The sequence below is a fragment of the Shouchella oshimensis genome (genome assembly GCF_002019765.1).
Lineage (GTDB): Bacteria > Bacillota > Bacilli > Bacillales > Bacillaceae_D > Shouchella > Shouchella oshimensis.
Genome location: NZ_KV917380.1, coordinates 2771165 through 2791768 on the forward strand (window position 1 = coordinate 2771165; position 20604 = coordinate 2791768).

The 20604-nt window shown below is 39.0% G+C and carries 16 protein-coding genes; 4 read left to right on the forward strand and 12 right to left on the reverse strand.

Annotated features, from left to right (window positions below; translation table 11 throughout):
• Positions 1-8 precede the first annotated feature (8 nt).
• From BK583_RS14070 to nfsA, 8 genes are all read right to left on the reverse strand, one after another.
• On the reverse strand, positions 9-1757 hold the full coding sequence (locus BK583_RS14070) for an ABC transporter ATP-binding protein (RefSeq protein ID WP_055737328.1): 1749 nt from the start codon (positions 1755-1757) through the stop codon (positions 9-11).
• Positions 1758-2108: 351 nt separating this feature from the next.
• On the reverse strand, positions 2109-3500 hold the full coding sequence (locus BK583_RS14075; protein ID WP_371836662.1) for a SpoVR family protein: 1392 nt from the start codon (positions 3498-3500) through the stop codon (positions 2109-2111).
• 102 nt (positions 3501-3602) lie between these two features.
• Positions 3603-5342 carry a phospho-sugar mutase gene (locus tag BK583_RS14080; RefSeq protein WP_055737327.1) on the reverse strand — a complete coding sequence of 580 codons (1740 nt, stop codon included), beginning with the start codon at positions 5340-5342 and terminating at the stop codon, positions 3603-3605.
• Between the two features lie 32 nt (positions 5343-5374).
• Entirely contained in the window at positions 5375-6985 is a 1611-nt protein-coding gene (locus BK583_RS14085; protein WP_055737326.1) for an FAD-dependent oxidoreductase, read from the reverse strand.
• 60 nt (positions 6986-7045) lie between these two features.
• Positions 7046-7750 (reverse strand): DNA/RNA nuclease SfsA, encoded by a 705-nt coding sequence (gene sfsA, locus BK583_RS14090; RefSeq protein WP_055737325.1) that lies wholly within the window; start codon positions 7748-7750, stop codon positions 7046-7048.
• A 25-nt stretch (positions 7751-7775) separates the two neighbouring features.
• Positions 7776-8165 carry a hypothetical protein gene (locus BK583_RS14095; protein ID WP_055737324.1) on the reverse strand — a complete coding sequence of 130 codons (390 nt, stop codon included), beginning with the start codon at positions 8163-8165 and terminating at the stop codon, positions 7776-7778.
• Positions 8166-8260: 95 nt separating this feature from the next.
• On the reverse strand, positions 8261-9799 hold the full coding sequence (locus BK583_RS14100) for a bifunctional GNAT family N-acetyltransferase/carbon-nitrogen hydrolase family protein (RefSeq protein WP_038478516.1): 1539 nt from the start codon (positions 9797-9799) through the stop codon (positions 8261-8263).
• A 58-nt stretch (positions 9800-9857) separates the two neighbouring features.
• Positions 9858-11240, reverse strand: coding sequence for an oxygen-insensitive NADPH nitroreductase (gene nfsA / locus BK583_RS21415; protein ID WP_307188689.1), 1383 nt, complete (start codon positions 11238-11240; stop codon positions 9858-9860).
• Between the two features lie 154 nt (positions 11241-11394).
• On the opposite strand from nfsA, the gene BK583_RS14115 reads away from it, so the two are divergent.
• Positions 11395-12600 (forward strand): DUF418 domain-containing protein, encoded by a 1206-nt coding sequence (locus tag BK583_RS14115; RefSeq protein ID WP_055737323.1) that lies wholly within the window; start codon positions 11395-11397, stop codon positions 12598-12600.
• A 16-nt stretch (positions 12601-12616) separates the two neighbouring features.
• Here BK583_RS14115 and nagB read toward each other — a convergent pair whose 3' ends face one another.
• On the reverse strand, positions 12617-13357 hold the full coding sequence (nagB, locus tag BK583_RS14120; RefSeq protein WP_038478513.1) for a glucosamine-6-phosphate deaminase: 741 nt from the start codon (positions 13355-13357) through the stop codon (positions 12617-12619).
• A 16-nt stretch (positions 13358-13373) separates the two neighbouring features.
• A complete protein-coding gene (nagA, locus tag BK583_RS14125) occupies positions 13374-14537 on the reverse strand; it encodes an N-acetylglucosamine-6-phosphate deacetylase (RefSeq protein ID WP_055737322.1) in 1164 nt (387 codons plus the stop codon).
• Between the two features lie 123 nt (positions 14538-14660).
• Between nagA and BK583_RS14130 the strand changes: the two genes are divergently transcribed.
• Positions 14661-15383, forward strand: coding sequence for a GntR family transcriptional regulator (locus tag BK583_RS14130; RefSeq protein ID WP_055737321.1), 723 nt, complete (start codon positions 14661-14663; stop codon positions 15381-15383).
• A 60-nt stretch (positions 15384-15443) separates the two neighbouring features.
• Here BK583_RS14130 and BK583_RS14135 read toward each other — a convergent pair whose 3' ends face one another.
• Positions 15444-16313: an SDR family oxidoreductase gene (locus BK583_RS14135; protein WP_038478507.1), complete on the reverse strand. Its 870-nt coding sequence runs from the start codon at positions 16311-16313 to the stop codon at positions 15444-15446.
• A gap of 161 nt (positions 16314-16474) precedes the next feature.
• Here BK583_RS14135 and BK583_RS14140 point away from each other — a divergent pair, with 161 nt between their 5' ends.
• Both BK583_RS14140 and BK583_RS14145 read left to right on the forward strand, forming a co-directional pair.
• The gene (locus BK583_RS14140) at positions 16475-18253 is read left to right on the forward strand and encodes a right-handed parallel beta-helix repeat-containing protein (protein ID WP_055737320.1); all 1779 of its coding nucleotides are present in this window, start codon (positions 16475-16477) and stop codon (positions 18251-18253) included.
• A gap of 52 nt (positions 18254-18305) precedes the next feature.
• Positions 18306-19196, forward strand: a complete 891-nt coding sequence (locus BK583_RS14145; RefSeq protein WP_236702465.1) for a YitT family protein — start codon at positions 18306-18308, stop codon at positions 19194-19196.
• 154 nt (positions 19197-19350) lie between these two features.
• Here BK583_RS14145 and BK583_RS14150 read toward each other — a convergent pair whose 3' ends face one another.
• Positions 19351-20595 (reverse strand): glutamate-5-semialdehyde dehydrogenase, encoded by a 1245-nt coding sequence (locus tag BK583_RS14150; protein WP_055737319.1) that lies wholly within the window; start codon positions 20593-20595, stop codon positions 19351-19353.
• Positions 20596-20604 lie beyond the last annotated feature (9 nt).

Below are 20604 nucleotides of genomic sequence, written 5' to 3' on the forward strand. Positions count from 1 at the left end.
TCACTTCCTTAAGCCTGTTGAAGTACATAATGTTGATCTTGGTTTTGAATATCGTAAATTCTACGGTAAATTCCGTGTTCTTGAAGTAGCTCCTCATGTGTACCGCGTTCCGTAATTTCTCCTTCATCAAGCACAAAAATCTGATCACAATGTTTCACGGAAGAGATTCGATGCGCAATGATGAACGTTGTTCGTCCAGTCATAATCTCTCTCATTGCTTTTTGAATCTTTCCTTCAGTCTGCATATCTACTGCACTTGTAGAATCATCTAAAATTAAAATACTTGGATTCATAATCATTGCTCGGGCAATGGCAATTCGTTGCTTTTGACCGCCTGATAACCCTAGACCTCTTTCTCCTAAGACAGTATCATACCCTTCAGGTAGTTGTTCAATAAATTCATGGGCATCAGCTCGTTTTGCAGCCGTGATAATGTCTTCCATTGAAGCATCAGGATTTCCGTAAGCGAGATTATCCCGAATGGAAGAAGAGAAAAGAAAAGTTTGTTGCAAGACAATTCCTACGTTTTGACGTAATTCCTTCACGTCATATTCTTCAATGGGCTTTCCGTCAATAAGTAACTCTCCAGACGTTTTTTCATAAAACCGCATTAGTAGTTGAATAATACTCGATTTTCCTGAACCGGTTGAACCAACCAAACCAATGGTTGAACCTTGGGGCACATTAAACGTTAAATCCGTAAGGGCATTTTTTGCTTTATTATGATAGCGCAGACTAACCTTTTCAAAGCGAACTTCTCCTTTTAATTTCGCATAAGGCTTTGTTTTTTCTGGTCCGTTGAAACGCTCTTTTTCATCTAAAATTTCTAGCAATCGCTCTCCAGAAGCTTTTGACTGAGAAAATTGGTTAATAACAAATCCTAGGTTCATAATTGGTCCAATAATAAACCAGACGAGACTAAAAAATGCCGTTAACTCACCTGCTGTCAGCTGTTGTTGAACTGCTAAATACCCTCCAAAACCTAAAAGGAGAACAGCAGAGACGTTGCCGATAAACTCCATAAGCGGAAAATATGTACTCCACACATTTGAAATGGCAATGTTTTTCGTTCGATAATCTTCATTTGTATCACTAAACCGGTCTTTTTCTGACGTCTCTTGTGATAGCGCTTTAACAGTATGCATGCCGCTAACATTCTCTTGTACTTTTGTGTTTAACCGTGCAAGGGAACGGCGGACTTTACGAAAGCCCGGGTGAACTCGTTGATCAAATTTGTAAACAGCAACTGCTAAAAATGGAAGTGTAACCATTGTTACTAAGGTAAGGGGAACGGAATAGTAAAACATAACAACCATAGCAAATCCAACAAGTAAGACGAAGTTAACTAATTGGGCAAAACCAAATGAAAGGAAAAAGCGGAATGCTTCTACATCTGCTGTTAGCCGTGACATTAAGTCACCTGTTTTAGCATTATCATAGTAGCGAAAAGGAAGATATTGCAATTTTTTGTATAAATCTTTTCGTAGTCTATAAACTGATCGAACGCCGAAAAGATCGCCAAAATACTGATTGACATATGTCGCTACACCTTTAATAGCCATAATTCCTATTAAGCCAATGGCCAGGTAAGGAATGATTCCATACTCTCCACCTGTAATCCCTACATCAATGGCAATTTGTAAAAATACTGGATAAATAACGGTAATGGCCGTAACAAATACCAATGCAATTAAGGACCAAATAAAATACCGCTTATCAGGTAAATAATACTTCGCTAAACGTCTAAACGTTTCCATAACAAATCACCTCTTTACACCTTAATCCTTAGACTAACGAAATACATTTTTAGTCACAAAATTTATCTTACTCTGAAAACATTAAGGCGTCAATCAATTTAACACTTTTTTTTGAAAATTTTTTACCAGTATTCAGGCTTATCTATTACGCTTTCTTTTTAACCATATATGGAAAAATATCACACTTATCGTTCTCTTAATGAAGAGGTCATTTACACGTTGAAACGCTACTAGTAGGGTGGCATTTTTTACTACAATAGGTTTTTAAAAAAAGAGAATAGAAAAGAAAAAAGCGCTTTTGACAGACGTATTCATTATTGAATCGTCGTCGAATACGCTTTTACACATTCACTACATATATTTTCGATGGATTTTGTTTCCATCATAAATAAAGGTAACCAACTTCCCATTTACATTCGTTTCTAAATGAACTGTTCTTCCCCATAATTGATAAAGATAAGGAACCACTTTCTCTAAATAGCTAACATCTAATTCAGTATCTTCAAAAGCATGCTTAATGTAAAGCTCACCGTTTTTTAAATAATCCCCATCGGTGACTACAAGGTAAGGGAAGCCACCGTTCACCCTTGACTGTGTTAACTGATCACGAACACCCTCCCATGCTTTTTCAGTAATTTTATAATCGCTACCTTGCTTTTGAAATAAGTATAAATCTTCTTCCTCAACAAATTCCTTTGTCAAATAGTTTCTTAAGAAAGACGTGTCTGATTCAATTTCTCTTACTTCAAAAATCTTCTCTCTGCCACTACCTTTTTTAATACCTTGTAGTCGAACCATTTCTTCGCTTGGATGGTCGTAGCGACGCTCAATATCTTCAAAAAGTTTAATGCCTAGATAGTATGGATTAATCGATGTTTGTGATGGCTGTACGACACCTGCATTTAACTTAGCAAACTCAATAACTTCATCACTTGTCAGATCCATTTCTCTTAATATTTTTGCGTGCCAATAAGAAGCCCAGCCTTCGTTCATAATCTTCGTTTCAAGCTGTGGCCAAAAATAAAGCATTTCCTCCCTCATCATCGTTAAAATATCTCGCTGCCACGACTCTAAATGGCGACTATTTTCTTCAATAAATAGCAGGATATCTTTTTCTGGATGCTGTGGAAATGTTTTTTTAAGCGGTTTTATTTGCTTTTCTTCTTTTTCATCTAACGCCCACAAATCATCATAATCAGTGGCTTTTTTTGAGTTAGCTAGTTCGCTCTCTTTCTTCTGTGGCTTTACAAGTGTTGGGTCCACATGTTCTTGAATCGCAAGTACTGCATCAAGAAAATCTTCCACAGCTCCTTTTCCATGCTCGTGCTCATATTTCGCAATTCGTTCGGCTGTCGCACTCATACTTTCAACCATATCTTTTCTAGTGTTAGAAAAACGGATATTGTTTTTAAAAAAATCGCAGTGTGCCAGTACATGGGCGACAATCAACTTGTTTTGAATTAATGTGTTGCTATCGAGTAAGAAAGCATAACAAGGGTCCGAATTAATTACGAGTTCATAAATCTTGCTCAAGCCAAGATCGTATTGTAACTTCATTCGGTGATACTGTTTGCCATAGGACCAGTGACTATAGCGAGTTGGCATTCCATAAGCACCGAATGTATAAATAATATCTGCTGGACAGATTTCATATCTCATTTCATAAAAATCTAACCCAAAACCCGTGGCAATTTCCGTTATTTCAGCAATTGATCGCTCTAAATCACTCCAATTAGTTGACACAATCGTCCCCCCTCTTTCCAATCATTCTATGAGGTACGAACTTAGAAAATGAAACAAAAAAGCACTTTGCAGTTGCAAAGTGCTTGATACGCTTTCTGTCCTTTAAGCGGTATATTGGTGGATATAAGCCATAACAGCATCTTTTAGCTGTTGGAGTTTTTGCTCGCTCTCCTCTAATGACTCACCTTTTACGCCAAAATAAAATTTGACTTTTGGCTCAGTACCTGAAGGTCGTACGCAGAACCAAGCATCTTGCTCAAGGAAGTATTTCAAGACATTTGACGACGGAAGATCAATGGGTGTTGTTTTTTGATTTTCAGGAGAAAGACTGAGTCCCGTCTCGTAATCTTCTATCTTGTTAATAGACAAGCCTGCCATACTTTCAGGAGGATTCTCACGCAAGCTTGTCATAATGCCTGCAATTTTTTCGACACCTTCTTTGCCTTTTAGCGTTAACGATTCAAGTCCTTCTTTATAGAAACCGTACTTCTCAAACACTTGTTGAAGTGCTTCATATACAGTTAAACCTTTTTGTTTGTAATGAAGCGCTAGCTCTGCAGCAAAAAGACACGCCTGGACAGCATCTTTATCACGTACAAAATCCCCGATTAAATAGCCATAGCTTTCTTCATATCCAAAGAGAAACTGGTAGTCACCTGTCCGTTCATATTCTCCGATTTTTTCGCCAATAAATTTAAAACCTGTTAATGTATCTAAAGACGTTAGTTGATAGCGCTCAGCAATCGCCCGTCCAATTTCAGATGTTACAATCGTCTTTAAAACAATCCCATTATTCGGAAGCGTTCCTTCTGCTTCTTTTATAGAAAGTAGGTAATCAAGCATCAATGCGCCAGTTTGGTTACCGGTAAGCACAATATAATCGCCTGTATCATTTTTCACAGCAAGTCCGACTCGATCGGCATCAGGGTCTGTAGCAAGCAATATATCAGCACCTTCTGCTTCGCCATAACGAATCGCTTCTTTGAACGCCGCATGTTCTTCTGGATTAGGAGACGAAACGGTTGAAAAGTTAGGATCTGGTAGCTCTTGTTCCTTTACAACAGTAACTTGGCTAAAGCCAACATCTTCTAAAACTCGTCTAACAGGAATATTTGCTGTACCGTGTAATGGTGTAAAAACCAATTTCAGTTGATCTCCTGCTTCTTTAATTAACTCTTTTTGAAGCAAGATGCTTTTTAATTCCTCGTTATAAGCATCATCAACGTCTGCAGAGATGATTTCATATAGTTGAGTAGCCTTTAATTGATTTTCATCGCCTACTGCAATACCTAGTTCATCTTCTATTTCATTTACGCAATCCACGAGCTCATCTGCTAAAGCTGGAGGGAATTGCCCACCATCTGAGCCATACACTTTAAAACCATTGTACTCAGGCGGGTTATGTGACGCCGTGATGACAATACCTGCTTCAGCTTGTAAGTGACGAACTGCAAAGGATAATTCAGGTGTTGGTCGTAAGTCATGAAAGACGTAAGCTTTAATTCCTTGAGCTCCCAATGTTAATGCGGCTTCGTGAGCAAATTTAGCAGATTTATGGCGGGAATCAAATGCAATAACGACCCCTCTCGCTTTAGCACCCTCTCCACGTTTGGCAATAAACGATGCTAAGCCTCTTGCCGCTTTTCTTACCGTATACGTATTCATTCGATTTGGACCTGGTCCAATAATCCCTCTCATTCCACCTGTGCCAAATGCAAGTGTTGTATAAAAAGCGTCTTCTAACGCCTTTTCATCTTGTACTAATTCCGTTAATTCCTCTCGTACATCTGGTTCTAACGCTGAATGGTCGTTCCACTTCTTAGCTAATTCTTTATAATTCATTGTATTCCTCCAAAAAAATGCATCCTTTCACACTACATAACATTACCATAGGCTTGTGTGATTTCACTCTCTAGCTTCTCTCTAAATCTTATCTCTTGCTCCTCTGTCCAATTTAAACGATCGCGCATATAACGAAAAATCGGTTCCTTGACTGCCAATGTTAACGCCTTATCCATATACAAATAACCTGTGCGTTGTAAAAGGAAATCAACAGGACTAAGAATGGATTCTTCTTCAATACAATACAGTAGCTCAGCAAAAATTGCCGGACTCAAACCGAACATTTTAGCTTGCTTCCCAAATGTCCGAAGTCTTACGTAAAGTTGTCCTATATTAGAACCATATCGGTCAATAAGCTGGTTGGCTTCGTACTCTGTTAAGCCATATTGTAAACCCTCTTCTGTTCGTTTCTTTTTATAGAAAAGAAAGTCATCCAAGCCACCTACATATCCACCTGAAATGGTTACCGTATCAGTTTGACAGTTTCTTTTTTGATGTAGTTGTTTGCAAATCTGATCGACTACTTGTTCTGCAACAGAGCGGTAATACGTATGCTGACCACAAACAACAGATAAAAGACCTGAAGGCGATTCAATCCACTCCTGTCTCTTATACTCGTGATGCTTTTTTTTCTTGTCAATTGGATATGGACGCTTTACAATCCAGCTCGCTTCAATATCATCCTCTCCTAAAGGATGCTCACAAAAGGTTCGGTTTAACAAATCAAGCAGCTCTTGATTACTTGTCCGCTCACTCTGTTTTTTAACAGAATGTCCGACAATAATAGACTGACGGTAAGGCACCAAACTAACAAGCTGATGCTGCTCTGTTTCTATGTACATTGCATGATGAACTGGCAGACGGCTTCTCGGCACCGTAAAAAAATAATCCTCAACAGAATCGATGACAATGTTTGAGAGAGAACGATCTTGAACGCGAAGGGAATCGATCAAGGTACCACTTGCGTTAACAACGTGTTTTGCAGCTACTTTATGTACTTCATTTTTGTTCTGATCGACAACAAGGGCACCACTTATTTTATCATCTTCATAGAGAAAACTCTCTACCTTCATATAATTCAGCGCTATTAAACCTCTTTTTACTGATTCTTTTAACAAATCAATCGCTAATCTTGACTCATCTATAAGAAACTCTTTGTACAAAGAAGCGTGTTTTGCATGCTTTAGTAATAATGCAGGTTCCAGCTTTGCTAGTTCTTTCTTCGTGATGTGCTTACGCTTTTCTTTAAATGCCATTTCAGTTAGCCGATCGAGTAGCTTTGAGCGAAATGATTTTGTGAAAAGGCCTGTTTTATATGTTGGTAAAATTAACTCTGTTTGTTTAATAAGATGTGGAGCGTTCTCTTTTAAAATAAGCCGCTGTTTAAATAAATCATTATACATTTTCATTTCTAAATGGTTCATATGCTGGATTTCAGAATGAAATAGATTAGACCAATTTTTTGAAGCACCTGAAGCAAAATCTTGCTGATCAACTAAAAGCGTCTTTAAGCCACGTATGCAGGCGTCTAATGCTATTCCCGCTCCTGTAACGCCGCCACCAATAACAAGTAAATCATACGTTGCTTCTTCCATTTTATCAATGGTTTCATCTCTATCTTCGTTAGAAAAAGTACGAATCATTTGCTCTCCCCATTCATAGCCTATTCCTCTTTAACACTATACCATTCATTTACCATTTAATCAGATTATAAAAGGAATTTCCTGTCGTATATCCATCTTTTCTTTAGACAGGGTCGTGCTTACCGCTACAATTTGAACGTTTGCTTGATTCGCTTCATTAATCGATTGGGCGAACGCAGGATCAATGATTGTCTCAACAGCCACAGACCGAATATCACTTCTTTGTGCAACAAATAAAATAGCTGTTTGATAACGTCCTTGCTCTGTAAGCTTTGTTAACTCTTGTACATGACGAGCACCTCTTGCTGTTGGTGCATCAGGAAAAAAACCTTCTCCTGTCCTTGCTAGCGTAACACTTTTCACCTCTAGCAACAGTTCTTCATCTTGATCGTTTTGTAAAAGAAAATCAAAACGAGAAGAACCAACCTTGCATTCTCTTTTTTTTATTGACCATTCACGTAAAGAAGGAATGCGTTTCTTTTTTATTGCCGCTTCTGCTAGCTTATTCGCGATCGTTGTCTGCAAAGATACGAAATGGCCTTCTTCTGTTTCGCATAAGACGGCAGTCCAGCTTGTTTTACGGCTGCTTTTATCTACGTACTCTACCCAAATCGTTGCCTGTTCAATAAGTAGTTCTTTTAATCTCCCTGGGTCTGGAAGGTGGGCCTCAATCTGTTCGCCTGTGTCTTCTCTTTTTACATGTAGAATAAAACGATTTGGTCGTTTGATAAATGTCGTTTTTACTAGTGTTGGAAAAACAACCAACGTACTCTCTCCTTTTTCCTTACAATTAGTTTACATCTACTATCATAGCAAGTTTTTCTTCAGATGAGAACGTATTTGCTCTTACTTCTCCTCTCCATTGACCAGAAACAAACAAGAAGATTTCTCCTTCATATAAGCCGTTTTCTTTATGATGGAACTGTACGTCCACTTCATGCTCATTTAACACATAATGCCCTACAACATTCGCTGTTGTAATAGGTTCGCCAAAATGATCTTCTACAAAAACTTGAAGATCAGCCGTTTCATTCTTTTGAACAGCTTGTGGAACATCTTTAATAACTAACGTCTGAACACCATCATACGACCGAATTGAATAAATGAAGAATACTGCGGCGGCAATTAAAATTAGTAAACTAATTTGTTTCAGAATCACAGGTGTAAAAGGTGAATTCACGAATCTCAACTCCTTTTTAACACCTAGTCTTGCCACTGCACAAAAACATAAACGAAGACGCCCATATCTTTTTTGGGCGTCTTCTCGCATTTTATTTATTGTTTGTATACGACGTGATAAATATCATCTCGACGATCACGCAGTTGATTAACACTTCCAGATCGACGGTTTCGTCTGAGAATCTCTAGATCGACATCTCCCACAACGACGGTTTCTACGTTCGGGCTACACTCCCCAACGATTCCATCACGTGGAAATTCAAAATCAGAAGGAGTGAAAATTCCAGACTGTGCATATTGGATATCCATGTTTGCCACATCAGAAAGGTTTCCAACTGTACCAGAGATGACCGTATAGACTTGGTTTTCTATCGCTCTAGCTTGAGAGCAGTATCGAACGCGCAAATATCCTTGGCGGTCATCTGTACAAAAAGGAGAGAAAATAATATTGGCTCCTTTATCAGTTGCAATTCTCCCAAGTTCAGGAAATTCAACGTCATAACAAATCTGTATTGCAATTTTCCCACAATCTGTATCGAATACTTTCACTTCATCTCCACCAGAAATCCCCCAGAATAACCGTTCGTTCGGTGTTACATGAAGTTTATATTGTTTTTCAATTGTTCCATCACGGCGGAAAAGATAGCTAATATTAAAGATCTTGCCTTCTTCTTCCACATAATGTGAACCACCAATAATGTTCACATTGTATTTAACTGCCAGATTTGTAAATAGCTCAATATAGTCTTCTGTAAATTCCGTTAAGCGCCTAATTGCTCGACTTGGACTTTTCTCCGGCAAGAATGACAGCAATTGCAATGTGAAAATTTCCGGGAATACAGCGAAATCTGACTTGTAGCTTGCTGCTACGTCTGTGTAATACTCACATTGAACAGCAAACTCTTCAAATGAAGAAATTTTCTTCATTTCATATTGAATGGTTGTAATACGAACAGGAAACGATGTTTTGAATCTTCTTTTAGGTGTGGACGGCTGATAGTCAATGTTATTCCATTCCATAAGCGTTGCATAGCGCATACTCGCCCGGTCGTCGTCTAAATAATTGGCATTCACTCGCTTCAATGAGAACCCATTTATGACCTGAAAGGTTAACACAGGATCATAGATATTATGCATCATTACTTCATCCACATATTGCCTTGGCGTAAAACGGTCTGCATACTTGTAGTAATTCGGAATTCGGCCACCAATAATAATACTCTTAAGATTCAATTCACGGCATAATTCTTTTCTCGCTTCGTACAACCGTCTCCCAATTTTCATCCGCCGGAAATCAGGATGAACCATTACCTCTATTCCATACAAATTAAATCCATCAGAATCATGGTTTGTAATATAGCCTTCATCGGTAATTTCGTCCCAAGTATGCTGATCATCGTACTCATCAAAATTAATAATTAAGCTAGAGCACGAGCCAATAATTTCTCCATCATACTCAACACAGAATTGACCTTCAGGGAATACAGAAATATGACTTTTTAATTCGTCGTATCGCCACGGCTCCATATTCTGAAAACATTGTTTTGACAGCTTAATAATCGCATCAAAATCTTTTTCTTCTATATTGCGAATGATCATCTTTTTTTCAAACTTTGACACATCAATTTCTTTCATGTTGTCTTCGTCCCTTCACGCTCTTCACTTCCATTCGTACCACTTCTCTTCCACACATTTACTCACTTACTGTGAAAGAACCTTTTTCCTCATGGTTGAAATACAAGGAAAAGTGATCTCCTTGCTTCAATTCTCCAACCCCTTTTGGTGTACCTGTAAAGAGTAAATCGCCTTTTCTTAGTCCAAATTCTCTTTTCACTTCTTCAAAAAGAGCACTTAAACTAAAAATCATCTGACTTGTATAGCCCTCTTGCACCAACTCTCCGTTCTTCTCGAGTTGAAAAGGAATCGTTTGGCAAGCTTCTTCACCTGTAAAAGCAAAAAACGGAGTTAACACAGCTGCATTTGGAAATCCTTTTGCGCGTAACCATGGGTGCCCTTTTTTCTTTAACGTATCTTGTACCTCACGCAATGTTAAATCCAATCCTAACGCAACTTCACTGACCACATCAACTAATTTATCTTCTTGGTTAACATCTCGGTCAATTTTTAATACGAGCTCAATTTCGTAATGGATGCTTCCTTTATTATGAGGAAATGCTAGTTGTTGACCGTCTGCTAGAGCTAACGAGCTTCTAGGTTTTGTAAATAAAAGGGGTTGCTTTGGAACATCGTTGCCTAATTCTTTTGCATGCTCTGCGTAATTACGACCTACACAATAAATGTCCCCAATACCTGTAAAGCGATTCATTTCATTCTCCCCTTTTTCACTTTGTAAAAAACCTTTTTCTTTAAGATAATGATCCATATGTGCACGTTTTCGAACACTTGTGTATTGAGCCATAAGTTCAGTCCACGTGCTCGATCGGTTTCCATTTGTACGCTCAAGGTAATAGCCTTCGATTTCCGCATCATATGTATCAATGAGTTCCTGTTGACTCGTGTTATACACTTCTTCGTGTACAACCGCTTGTTCTGGTAAACGAGGCTTCTGTGGTATGTCTTGACCAGGTGCACCTATTGCAAGCCCCATGACTGGAAAAACGTAGTCTGGTAAGCCAAGCAGCTCACTGACTTCCTTTGGTTGGTTACGAATTCCACCAATCATAACCCCGCCTAAATTGATGGACTCTGCCGCTAATAACATGTTTTGCGCCACAAGGGCAACATCTACAGCAGCAACAAGTAATTGTTCAGCGCCACCAACATCAAACGAAACTCCGTGCTTTTCACTGGCATATCGCTGTCTAGTGTAATCTGCACAAAGAACAAAGAAAACAGGGCATTCTTCCACCCATTTTTGACCACCAGTTAGCTCAGCCAAGGTTTGTTTTGTTTGCTTTGATTGTATAGAAAGAATGGAATAGGCTTGCACATGATTTGACGTAGATGCCCATCGAGCTGCATTTGTAATCATTTGTATTTGTTCTTTCGTAACGTTTTCCGATTGATAAGCACGAATTGAACGATGTGCACTCATTCCTTTTATTATTTCATTCATACCTGTCCACTCCTTTTTTTCTTTAGTCTCTCTTTTAGTCTACTTTAAATTAGTAAAAATACAAATAGAATGAATTCACTTTTCAATCTTTTGAGAACGTGGGATAATTAATGGGTTATGTCATTTATTTATATTGGAGGATTGATCGTTTAGCATGCGTACACCTTTACAGCAACAGGACCGAATTATGTCTCTTGATGTCATTCGAGGAATTGCATTACTGGGCATTTTAATCGCTAATAGCATTGTGTTTCAATTTGGTATGCTAGGTAGTATGACTCCCGTTAGTGGAATGTACGCTAATGGTGAATTAGACGAAGGCACTCATTTTTTTATTCGCTTATTCGTTGATGGAAGTTTTATTACCCTGTTCTCATTTCTATTTGGTTATGGAATGACGTTGCAGCGTGACCGCTTTAAAGAAAAACAACAGTCCTATAGCCCTGTTTTTTGGCGTCGAACCGTACTACTGTTACTATTTGGCTTATTACATATTCTTTTTATATGGCGGGGAGATATCCTTCTTACTTATTCGCTTACGGCCATGCTTCTATTCGCATTTATGCCGTTAAAAAAACGCGGATTACTCATTAGTGCTCTTATTTGGTTTGGAGTTTTGGGACTCACGGCTCTTATTCCTGATGTAGGTGAAACACCTGCTCCTTATTTTTACTCTGCTGAACAGGCTGTTCTTTCAGATGGTTCGTATCGTGATCATATCCAATTTCGGGCAACCCACGATCTTATAGGCATTAGCACAGGAGATAGCACGGTGGTTTTCGTCTTTGGGGAATTGTTTTATCAACTTTCTGCTGTATTAACCGTTATGCCAATGTTTTTATTCGGTGCATTTGTGGCTCGAAGTAAATGGCTTGAAGCCTTTCACTTATACCGAAAAAAAGCATTGTTCCTATTACCTGTAATAGGGTTAATAGGGATAGGGGCAAAGCTTCCAAACGCATTTGCGGAAGGATTGAATACCCAGTATCAAACCTTATCGATTTACATTGGTGCACCTTTTCTTGCTTTATTTTATGGAACGTGTATAGCGATTCTTGTATCGTATGGTTCAAAATGGTTTTTACCTTTTGCTAACGTTGGCAGAATGGCCTTTTCAAATTATATTCTGCAGTCTATTCTTTTTACATTGATATTCTATGGATATGGACTCGGACTTCATGGTCAACTAGGCGTTTTTTATGGTGTACTACTTTCTATTGGGGTTTATGCCCTACAGGTATTATTAAGTTCAATCTGGCTACGTTTTTTCCGAATTGGCCCTTTAGAGTGGGTGTGGCGAAGTGGAACTTATATGAAATGGCAGTCAATCACAAAAAAAGATACGGCAGCGAAGAAGTAATTCGCCCGTATCTTTTTTATGCTGATTCGTTAAAATACTGACCAGCCGCCTCTTGATCGACAATAACAGTCACATGTGGATGCTCTTTAAGAATTGAAGCAGGAAACGCTTCGTCTATCCCATCTTCTAATAGCATAGAAAAAGCATGTTGCTTGTCTTTTCCTGAAATTAATAATAGTATTTCTTTTGCTGCCATAATGCTTGCAATTCCCATTGTAATGGCTTGCTTAGGTACATCCTCTTTAGTATTGAAATAACGCGCATTTGCTTCTCTTGTTGCATCAGCTAACTCGATCATATGAGTCGTTTCTGAGAAATTTGTCCCTGGCTCATTGAAGCCAATATGACCGTTATTTCCAATACCGAGCAGTTGAATATCAATCCCTCCTGCTGCTTTTATACGTTGTTCATAATCTTGACACTCTGCCTCTATTGATGAAGCTTCTCCATTTGGAATAAAGGTGTGTGTTGATTTAATGTCAATATGATTAAACAGCATGTCATTCATATACTGATGATAGCTATTCGGATCTTCTTTTGAAAGTCCAACATATTCATCTAAATTAAACGTTCGAACTTGTTCAAATGAAACTTTTTCCTTCTTCGACTTGTTAATGAGTTTTTCATAAGTCCCCTTTGGCGTTCCACCTGTTGCTAGACCCATCGTTAAGGATGGCTTCTTTTTTATTTGTTCTAGTAAAAATGAAGCCCCCGCCTCACTTAGCGCATCATAATCTTTCACGTACACAATCTTCATAACGTACCTTCCTTTCTTATGAATAGTGACTGCCTTTGCAAAATGTAGAGACAACCTTGCCGTCTTCCCAAATAACGAGATCAGCATCTTTCCCAACTTCAATCGTGCCTTTTCGATCTAACACATTAATTTTCCTCGCTGGGTTATAGGTTGCCATTTGGATGGCTTCTTCAAACGTACACCCTGAGAAATTTATCATATTCGTTATTGCTTCATTCATCGATAAAATTGAGCCAGCTAAACTCCCATCTTCCAAGGTAGCTTGCCCATCTTTTACTTGGACGTCTTGGCCTCCTAGTTCATACATTCCATCAGATAGCCCCTTTGCCCGCATCGAATCCGTAATAAGAAGACAACGATTTGTACCCTTCACTTTCCAAGCTAATTGAATCATATGTGGATGAATATGGATGCCGTCAGCGATCAGTTCTACATCAAGTTCATCTCGGAGCAACGCTGTGCCGACTACCCCTGGTTCTCGGTGGTGCAATGGACGCATCCCGTTAAATAAATGTGTTGCTTGATTTAAACCATTGTCAATTGCTAGTGCAATCTCGTCATAGTGTGCATCTGAATGTCCGATAGAAGGATTAATAGCTTGCTTACGAAGGTACGTTGTTAATTCTAAGCCATCAGGTTTTTCCGGAGCATACGTAACTTGTTTGATTTTCCCTGGTGCAAGATCCGTCCATTTCTTCATTAATTCCACTGCTGGATCGACAATATATTGGGCTGGCTGAGCTCCTTTTCTTACTTCGTTTATAAAAGGTCCCTCTATATGCAACCCTACAATCTCCGCTCCACCTTGGTTTGGATGAACGGTCACTTGGTGAATGACCTCTTCAATAGAAGAAATCGATTGGGTGATGGTTGTTGCTAAAAACGACGTTGTTCCTTCCCTCGTTAAAGATTGTTTTAAATGTTGTAACCCTTCATCTGAATGATCCATAACATCAACACCATAACCGCCGTGAATATGCAAATCAACGAAGCCAGGCACAAGCCATTGATTATCCGACAACGATACCACCGTCGTATTTGTCTTTGTAAGGTGTGAAGCATCACCTATTCCAACATCGATAATTTTTCCAGCTTCAATTGCCACGAAAAACCCTTCACAATTAGTCTCATTTGGAATACCAGACACCATTTGCTTGCCTTTGATAAGTAGTTCAGCCACTTTTTTCACATCCTTTATACCTTCATTATATTATCTAGATAATTAGTTGTCTATACCAATTATCTTTAGTCAATTTATGCTATACTTTCATTATGAAAATTATGCTTTTGCGGAGGACCGACAATGATTGATAAACAATCTCCTATTCCGATTTATTACCAAATAGAAGAACTTATACACAAACAAATTGAAAATGGCCAATTAAATCCAGGTGATGTCCTACCTTCTGAGCGTGAATTTGCTGATCGTTATCAAATCAGCCGGATGACCGTTCGTCAAGGAATTAATAATCTCGTTCAAAAAAAACAACTTGTGCGAGAAAAAGGCCGAGGAACATTCGTTGCCCATCAAAACATTGAACAACCATTAACGAAAACAACGAGCTTTAGTGAAGACATGGTTAACCGAAATATGGTTCCTGAATCAAAGCTTCTATCCTTTACTCGAATAAAAGCAGATTCAGACGTAGCTACTCTTTTGCAAATTGCTAGTGGGACTGAGGTTTATTCAGTGTTTCGCGTTCGATTGGCGAACCAAATTCCGATAGCAACAGAACAAGCCTTTATTCCCATTGATATCGCCCCTCATTTAAGCGAAACCATTCTACATTCGTCTCTTTATGCTTACTTCGAGCATAAACTTGGCTATGAGATTGATCACTCTGAACAAACGATCCGTTCGGTATTAGCAAATAAAGAAGATGCTCATCTCCTTGAAATCGCTGAAGGAGATCCTCTGCTTGCTATTCGCAGACAAGCTGTTACCTCGTCAAATCGTGTATTAGAATTGGTGTATACACGTTATCGAGGTGACCGTTATTACTTTGTTACCCGTATGTCCCGTTAAATAACAAGATCTACCGTTGCGTATAACACATACACGACGGTAGATCCTTAATCGATTCAATTAAGAGCTGATATAGTCTCCTCCATTAATGTGGATTGCTTGTCCAGTCATATAGGACGAATCTTCTGAGGCAAGAAGCACATAAGCTCCAACTAATTCACTTGGTTGACCAGGCCTTCCCATTAATGTGTTTTGACCAAATTCAGCTACTTTTTCTTCATCAAATGATGCTGGAATAAGGGGTGTCCAAATTGGTCCAGGCGCTATGCTATTCACACGGATGTTTTTACTTGCTAGTGATTGCGCCATCGAACGTGTAAATGCTGTAATTGCTCCTTTTGTGCTCGTATAATCAATAAGGGAGATATTCCCTCGATAAGCGTTTATTGACGATGTATTAATGATTGCGCTCCCTTCTTGTAAATAGTCTAATGCCGCTTTTGTAAAATAAACATAGGAATAAAAATTCGTCGCAAAGGTACGCTTCAGTTGCTCATCACTTAATTCACGTAAATCGTTAACAGGGTGTTGCTCAGCAGCATTGTTTACCAAAATATCAAGCCCTCCCAACTCCGCTACACAGCGTTCAACAGAGGAAACACAAAAAGCTTCATCGGTAATGTCACCCGAAATGGTAATACAGCTAACACCATGGCTTTCCACTTTTTCTTTTGTAAATTCAGCATCTTCATGTTCGTCTAAGTAAACAATGGCAACGTGTGCCCCTTCTTTCGCATAACCTATCGCTACAGCTCTACCAATACCAGAATCTCCTCCAGTAATAAGCGCGACTTTGCCCTTCAATTTACCTGTTCCTTTATAATTCTCACTTTCATAAATAGGTAAAGGATTCATTTCTGATTCGATACCAGGTTGCTTGTTTTGTTTTTGCTTCGGTATACCGTTTGAAAGATCGTCGTAATGATTCATGTAGTACCCTCCTTGTGTTCTTTCTATCTTTTTTTCCTTAATCCGTAATTGATAAACATAGATTTAAGAAACCGAAGTTTTTTCTCGTTACAACGAAAAGCTCTTGGACAGTATTTGGAAAAGCAGGTATACTAAAAGGCAGATTCGAGGTGACAATAGTAGTGAAGAAAATTCAAGTTTCACGCAAATTGCTGTCGAAATACAAAACAATTAGACAGGCTCTTCTAGATGCAAATGATGGAGACACGATTGAGATTGAACCTGGTCTTTATAACGAGTCTCTACAATTATCTAAATCAGTGACCATTATTGGACTCTCTAATCAACCTGAAGACGTTCGTATTGCAGGTAGGTTTAAAGTAACCAAAAATGCTTCTGTTCACATTAAAAACCTTTCATTCTCTCAATCTGATAAAGGATTGTTAATTGAACAAGGTCACGCTTATGTTATTCATTGTCAGTTTCATGAACTTAAGAAATATGCCATTCAAATAAAAGAGCAAGGTCACTTATCATTAACAGATGCTACGATTCGTCATAACGGTATTGGAATACACAATAGAGGACGCGCACGAATTGAATATTGTGCACTTTACGAACAACACGGAAGTCAGGTGTACACTGGATCAAATGGCCGTCTTATTATGAAGCATTCTCACCTATATAACGGCGAAACAACAGCGTTTTACTTTGATCAGGAAAGCCGTTCTTATGTGGAGCATTGCCAACTATACGGGCATCACTCTTCCCAACGACAAATTAAAGCTCAAGGAAACAGTGAGGCTGTGCTAGAAAGCTGTCAAATATACGAAAGTCAGTCTGGAGCAGTGTATTTGCAAGATCACGCCAAACTAACGTTTCGTTCATCAAGATTCAGTGACAATGTCCCTGTACAAATTGAAGCACATGGCGGGGAATTGTTTTTAAAGAATTCAACTATTGAAAATGGACAAATTGGGATAAAGCTTGAGAACGGTAGTAAGGGCGAAATCGAACAATGTACGATAAAAGACCACACGCATGATCAGCTTATGGTTCAAGATGCATCTGCCTATCTCTTTCATTGTAAAGTGCATAATGGTGAGCGCTCGGCTATTAGCCAAACGGCAAATAGTTATGTATATATAGAAGCAACAGATCTATTTAACCATGCCATGCCGCAACTTGCTCTTAGCGAAAAAGCTCGCTTAAGCATGAAGCATAGCTCTGTATTTGAAGGTGCTCACTATGGGTTATGGTTAACAGAACGATCTAGTGCGACAATTGCTCACTGTCGTTTCTTTGATAACGAGTTGAACCAGCTCGTTGTAGCAGATTTTAGTGAAGCGACGCTTGATGATGTGGATGTATTTAACGGGCGACAAAGCGGTCTTTACATTATTGATGGTAGCCTCGTTCACTTAACAAATAGTAGCTTCTATCATCATCACGATGCCTATCCACAACTTTTTGTGTCTAATGGCTCACAGTTAAACATGAATGAATCGAAAGTAATTGACAGTTATGAAAGCGGCATTCGGTTTGAAAAGCAATCTTATGGCCTTATTGAACATTGTCAAATTAACGGGCATTACGAAGCTCAGATTGATATACGAAATAGTTCCCCAACTATACGAGAAACGTTTATTCAAGATGGTGGAACATGTGCCATTCGCCTCCTTCATGCAGGTGGTTTCATAGAAAACTGTTTCTTTACTGGGCATGAGCACAATATTGCCATCGGTGGTAGCTGTGAGACTGACATTATCGGACAGGAAGCAGATGCATTGCGCCAATACGAAGAAGCGTTAAGTCAGACCATTGATATGGATGCAGGTTTAAAGGGAGAAGAACTCCATAACGCGCTAAAGAAAGCACAGGAAACAGCGGACAGAGATGCAAGAACAGCAGAAATTGTAGGTTTAGTAGAACAATTAGAAGAAAGACTTGGAAAGAAGTAGTTGGCATTCGCTTGCACTGCTTCTTTTCATTTGTAGAAAGGAGACTGTTACGTTGGTTAAAGATTATGTATACATTATTATCGGCACATTTCTTTTCAGCATATCTATAACATTATATGCAATGCCCAATAACCTTGCTGAAGGCGGCATTGTCGGTTTATCTTTGCTTTTATATTTTGCTTATAATCTTTCCCCTGCACTTGTCACGTTTATTTTGAACGCGGTTCTTTTACTCATAGGGTTTAAATTATTACCACGACACATGGTGTATAAGTCTATTATTAATGTACCGCTATTATCCTTTTTCATTTTTTTAACAGAACGACTTGGCCAACCAATTGAGGACCCATTGCTTGCGGCAATTTTTGCTGGGGTTATTACGGGTATCGGTTTTGGCTTTATTTTTCGAGCTGGCTCTTCAACAGGCGGGACCTCCATTATTGCCCGAATGTTAAATCACCGTTTTGGGTGGGAATTAACAGGGACTAACTTCGTTCTTGATGCTGTTATTGTTGTTTGTGGTGTATTCGTTATTGGACCCATTTATACGATGTATACGATTGTCGCTCTTTATGTTGGTAAGAAAGTCACCGATTATGTTCTTGAAGGCTTTGACGCAAAAAAAGCAGTTAACATCATTTCACCTGAAGCACAACTGATTTCTGAAAAAGTGACGAAACAAATGTCATCGAGTGCCACGATTTTTAATGGTTATGGCGGGTATTCGAAAAAGGAACGTGAAGTCATTTACATTGTCGTTCGCTCTTATCGCTTGTTCTATTTAAAGAAGCTTGTTCATGAGATTGATCCAAACGCTTTTATTGTTGTTCATAATGTAAAAGATGTATCAGGCGGGACGTTTTTTGCTACACAGCATGACCACCCTCTTGATTCCACGACGATGCCAGATTTCAAAGAGGAGCGTCCTGAGTTTGGTAAATAGAAAGGTAGTTAAAGGAATGAGAGTACCTCTGACAACTATACGGAACAGCCTAAATGATTTCCCTATAGTTGTCAGAGCCTTTACACTTGCCGCCGCTACTGACACAAAAAAGCAGGCTTAATTTTAATTGCCTGCCTTTAATCGTTATCATTGTTTATTTGATCTGTCCCGTGCCTTTAACAGTGTATTTGTAAGTTGTCAGAGCGTGTAGTCCCATTGGTCCTCTGGCATGTAATTTCTGAGTGCTAATACCTATCTCGGCTCCAAAGCCAAATTCGAAGCCGTCTGTGAAACGAGTCGAAGCATTATGGTAAAGTACAGCAGCATCTACGGCTTGGAAAAAGAAATCTCTCTCTTTCTCATCCTCCGTCACAATTGCTTCTGAATGATTGGTGCCGTATTTTTCAATATGAGCTACCGCTTCTTCTATGCCATCTACACATCGAACAGCAAGGAATAAATCAAGATACTCTTTCTGCCAGTCTTCTTCTGTCGCTACACCAATTTGAGTATGAAGTGCTTGTGCGGTTTCGTCTCCCACAAGTTGAACTCCTTTTTGCCTTAACGTTTCTACTAATGTGTGCAAGTGTTGTTCTGCAAAAGATCTTTCAACAATTAATGTTTCGCAAGCATTGCAAACAGAAGGGCGCTGGGTTTTGGCATTTACAAGAATAGCTGTTGCTAAATCAACATTAGCTGCATTAGACAAATAAACATGGCAGTTTCCAACTCCTGTCTCAATTACTGGAATCGTTGCTTCATTGACGACTGTTTGTATCAGGGAGGCGCCACCACGAGGAATTAATACATCAATGTCTCCTTTTAATTTCATCAATCGATTCGCTTCCTCCCGAGAAGGATTTTCGATCAGTTGAATGATATCCGTATGAATAGACGTTTGACTCAATGCCTCTTTTAAAACCGAGACAATGGCTTTATTTGAATGCATGGCACTTCCACTTCCACGCAACACGACCCCGTTCCCTGTTTTAATGGCAAGTGCACACGCATCAACAGTGACATTAGGTCGAGCTTCGTAAATCATTCCGAATACACCGAACGGTACAGCTCGTTTTTCAATAAGCAATCCGTTAGGACGCTCTATCGTTTCTAGTACTTGGTTAATTGGGTCTGCTAACGCAACAAGTTGTCGCATTCCCTCTGCCATATCGTCAATTCGTTCCTCCGTTAATAATAGACGATCGATGAGAGGTTGAGCTGTTCCTTTGCGTTTCGCAGCTGTAACATCCTGAAGATTTTCGTCTAACAAATATTCTTTCTTTGCTTGTAGCGCTTCCGCCAATAAAAGCAATGCATCGTTTCGCTTCTCTAAAGTAGTTCGAGCAATGGTTGGTGCCGCTTTTTTTGCCTTTTTAGCAATCGATTCTACATTTTCCATCTTCATTCC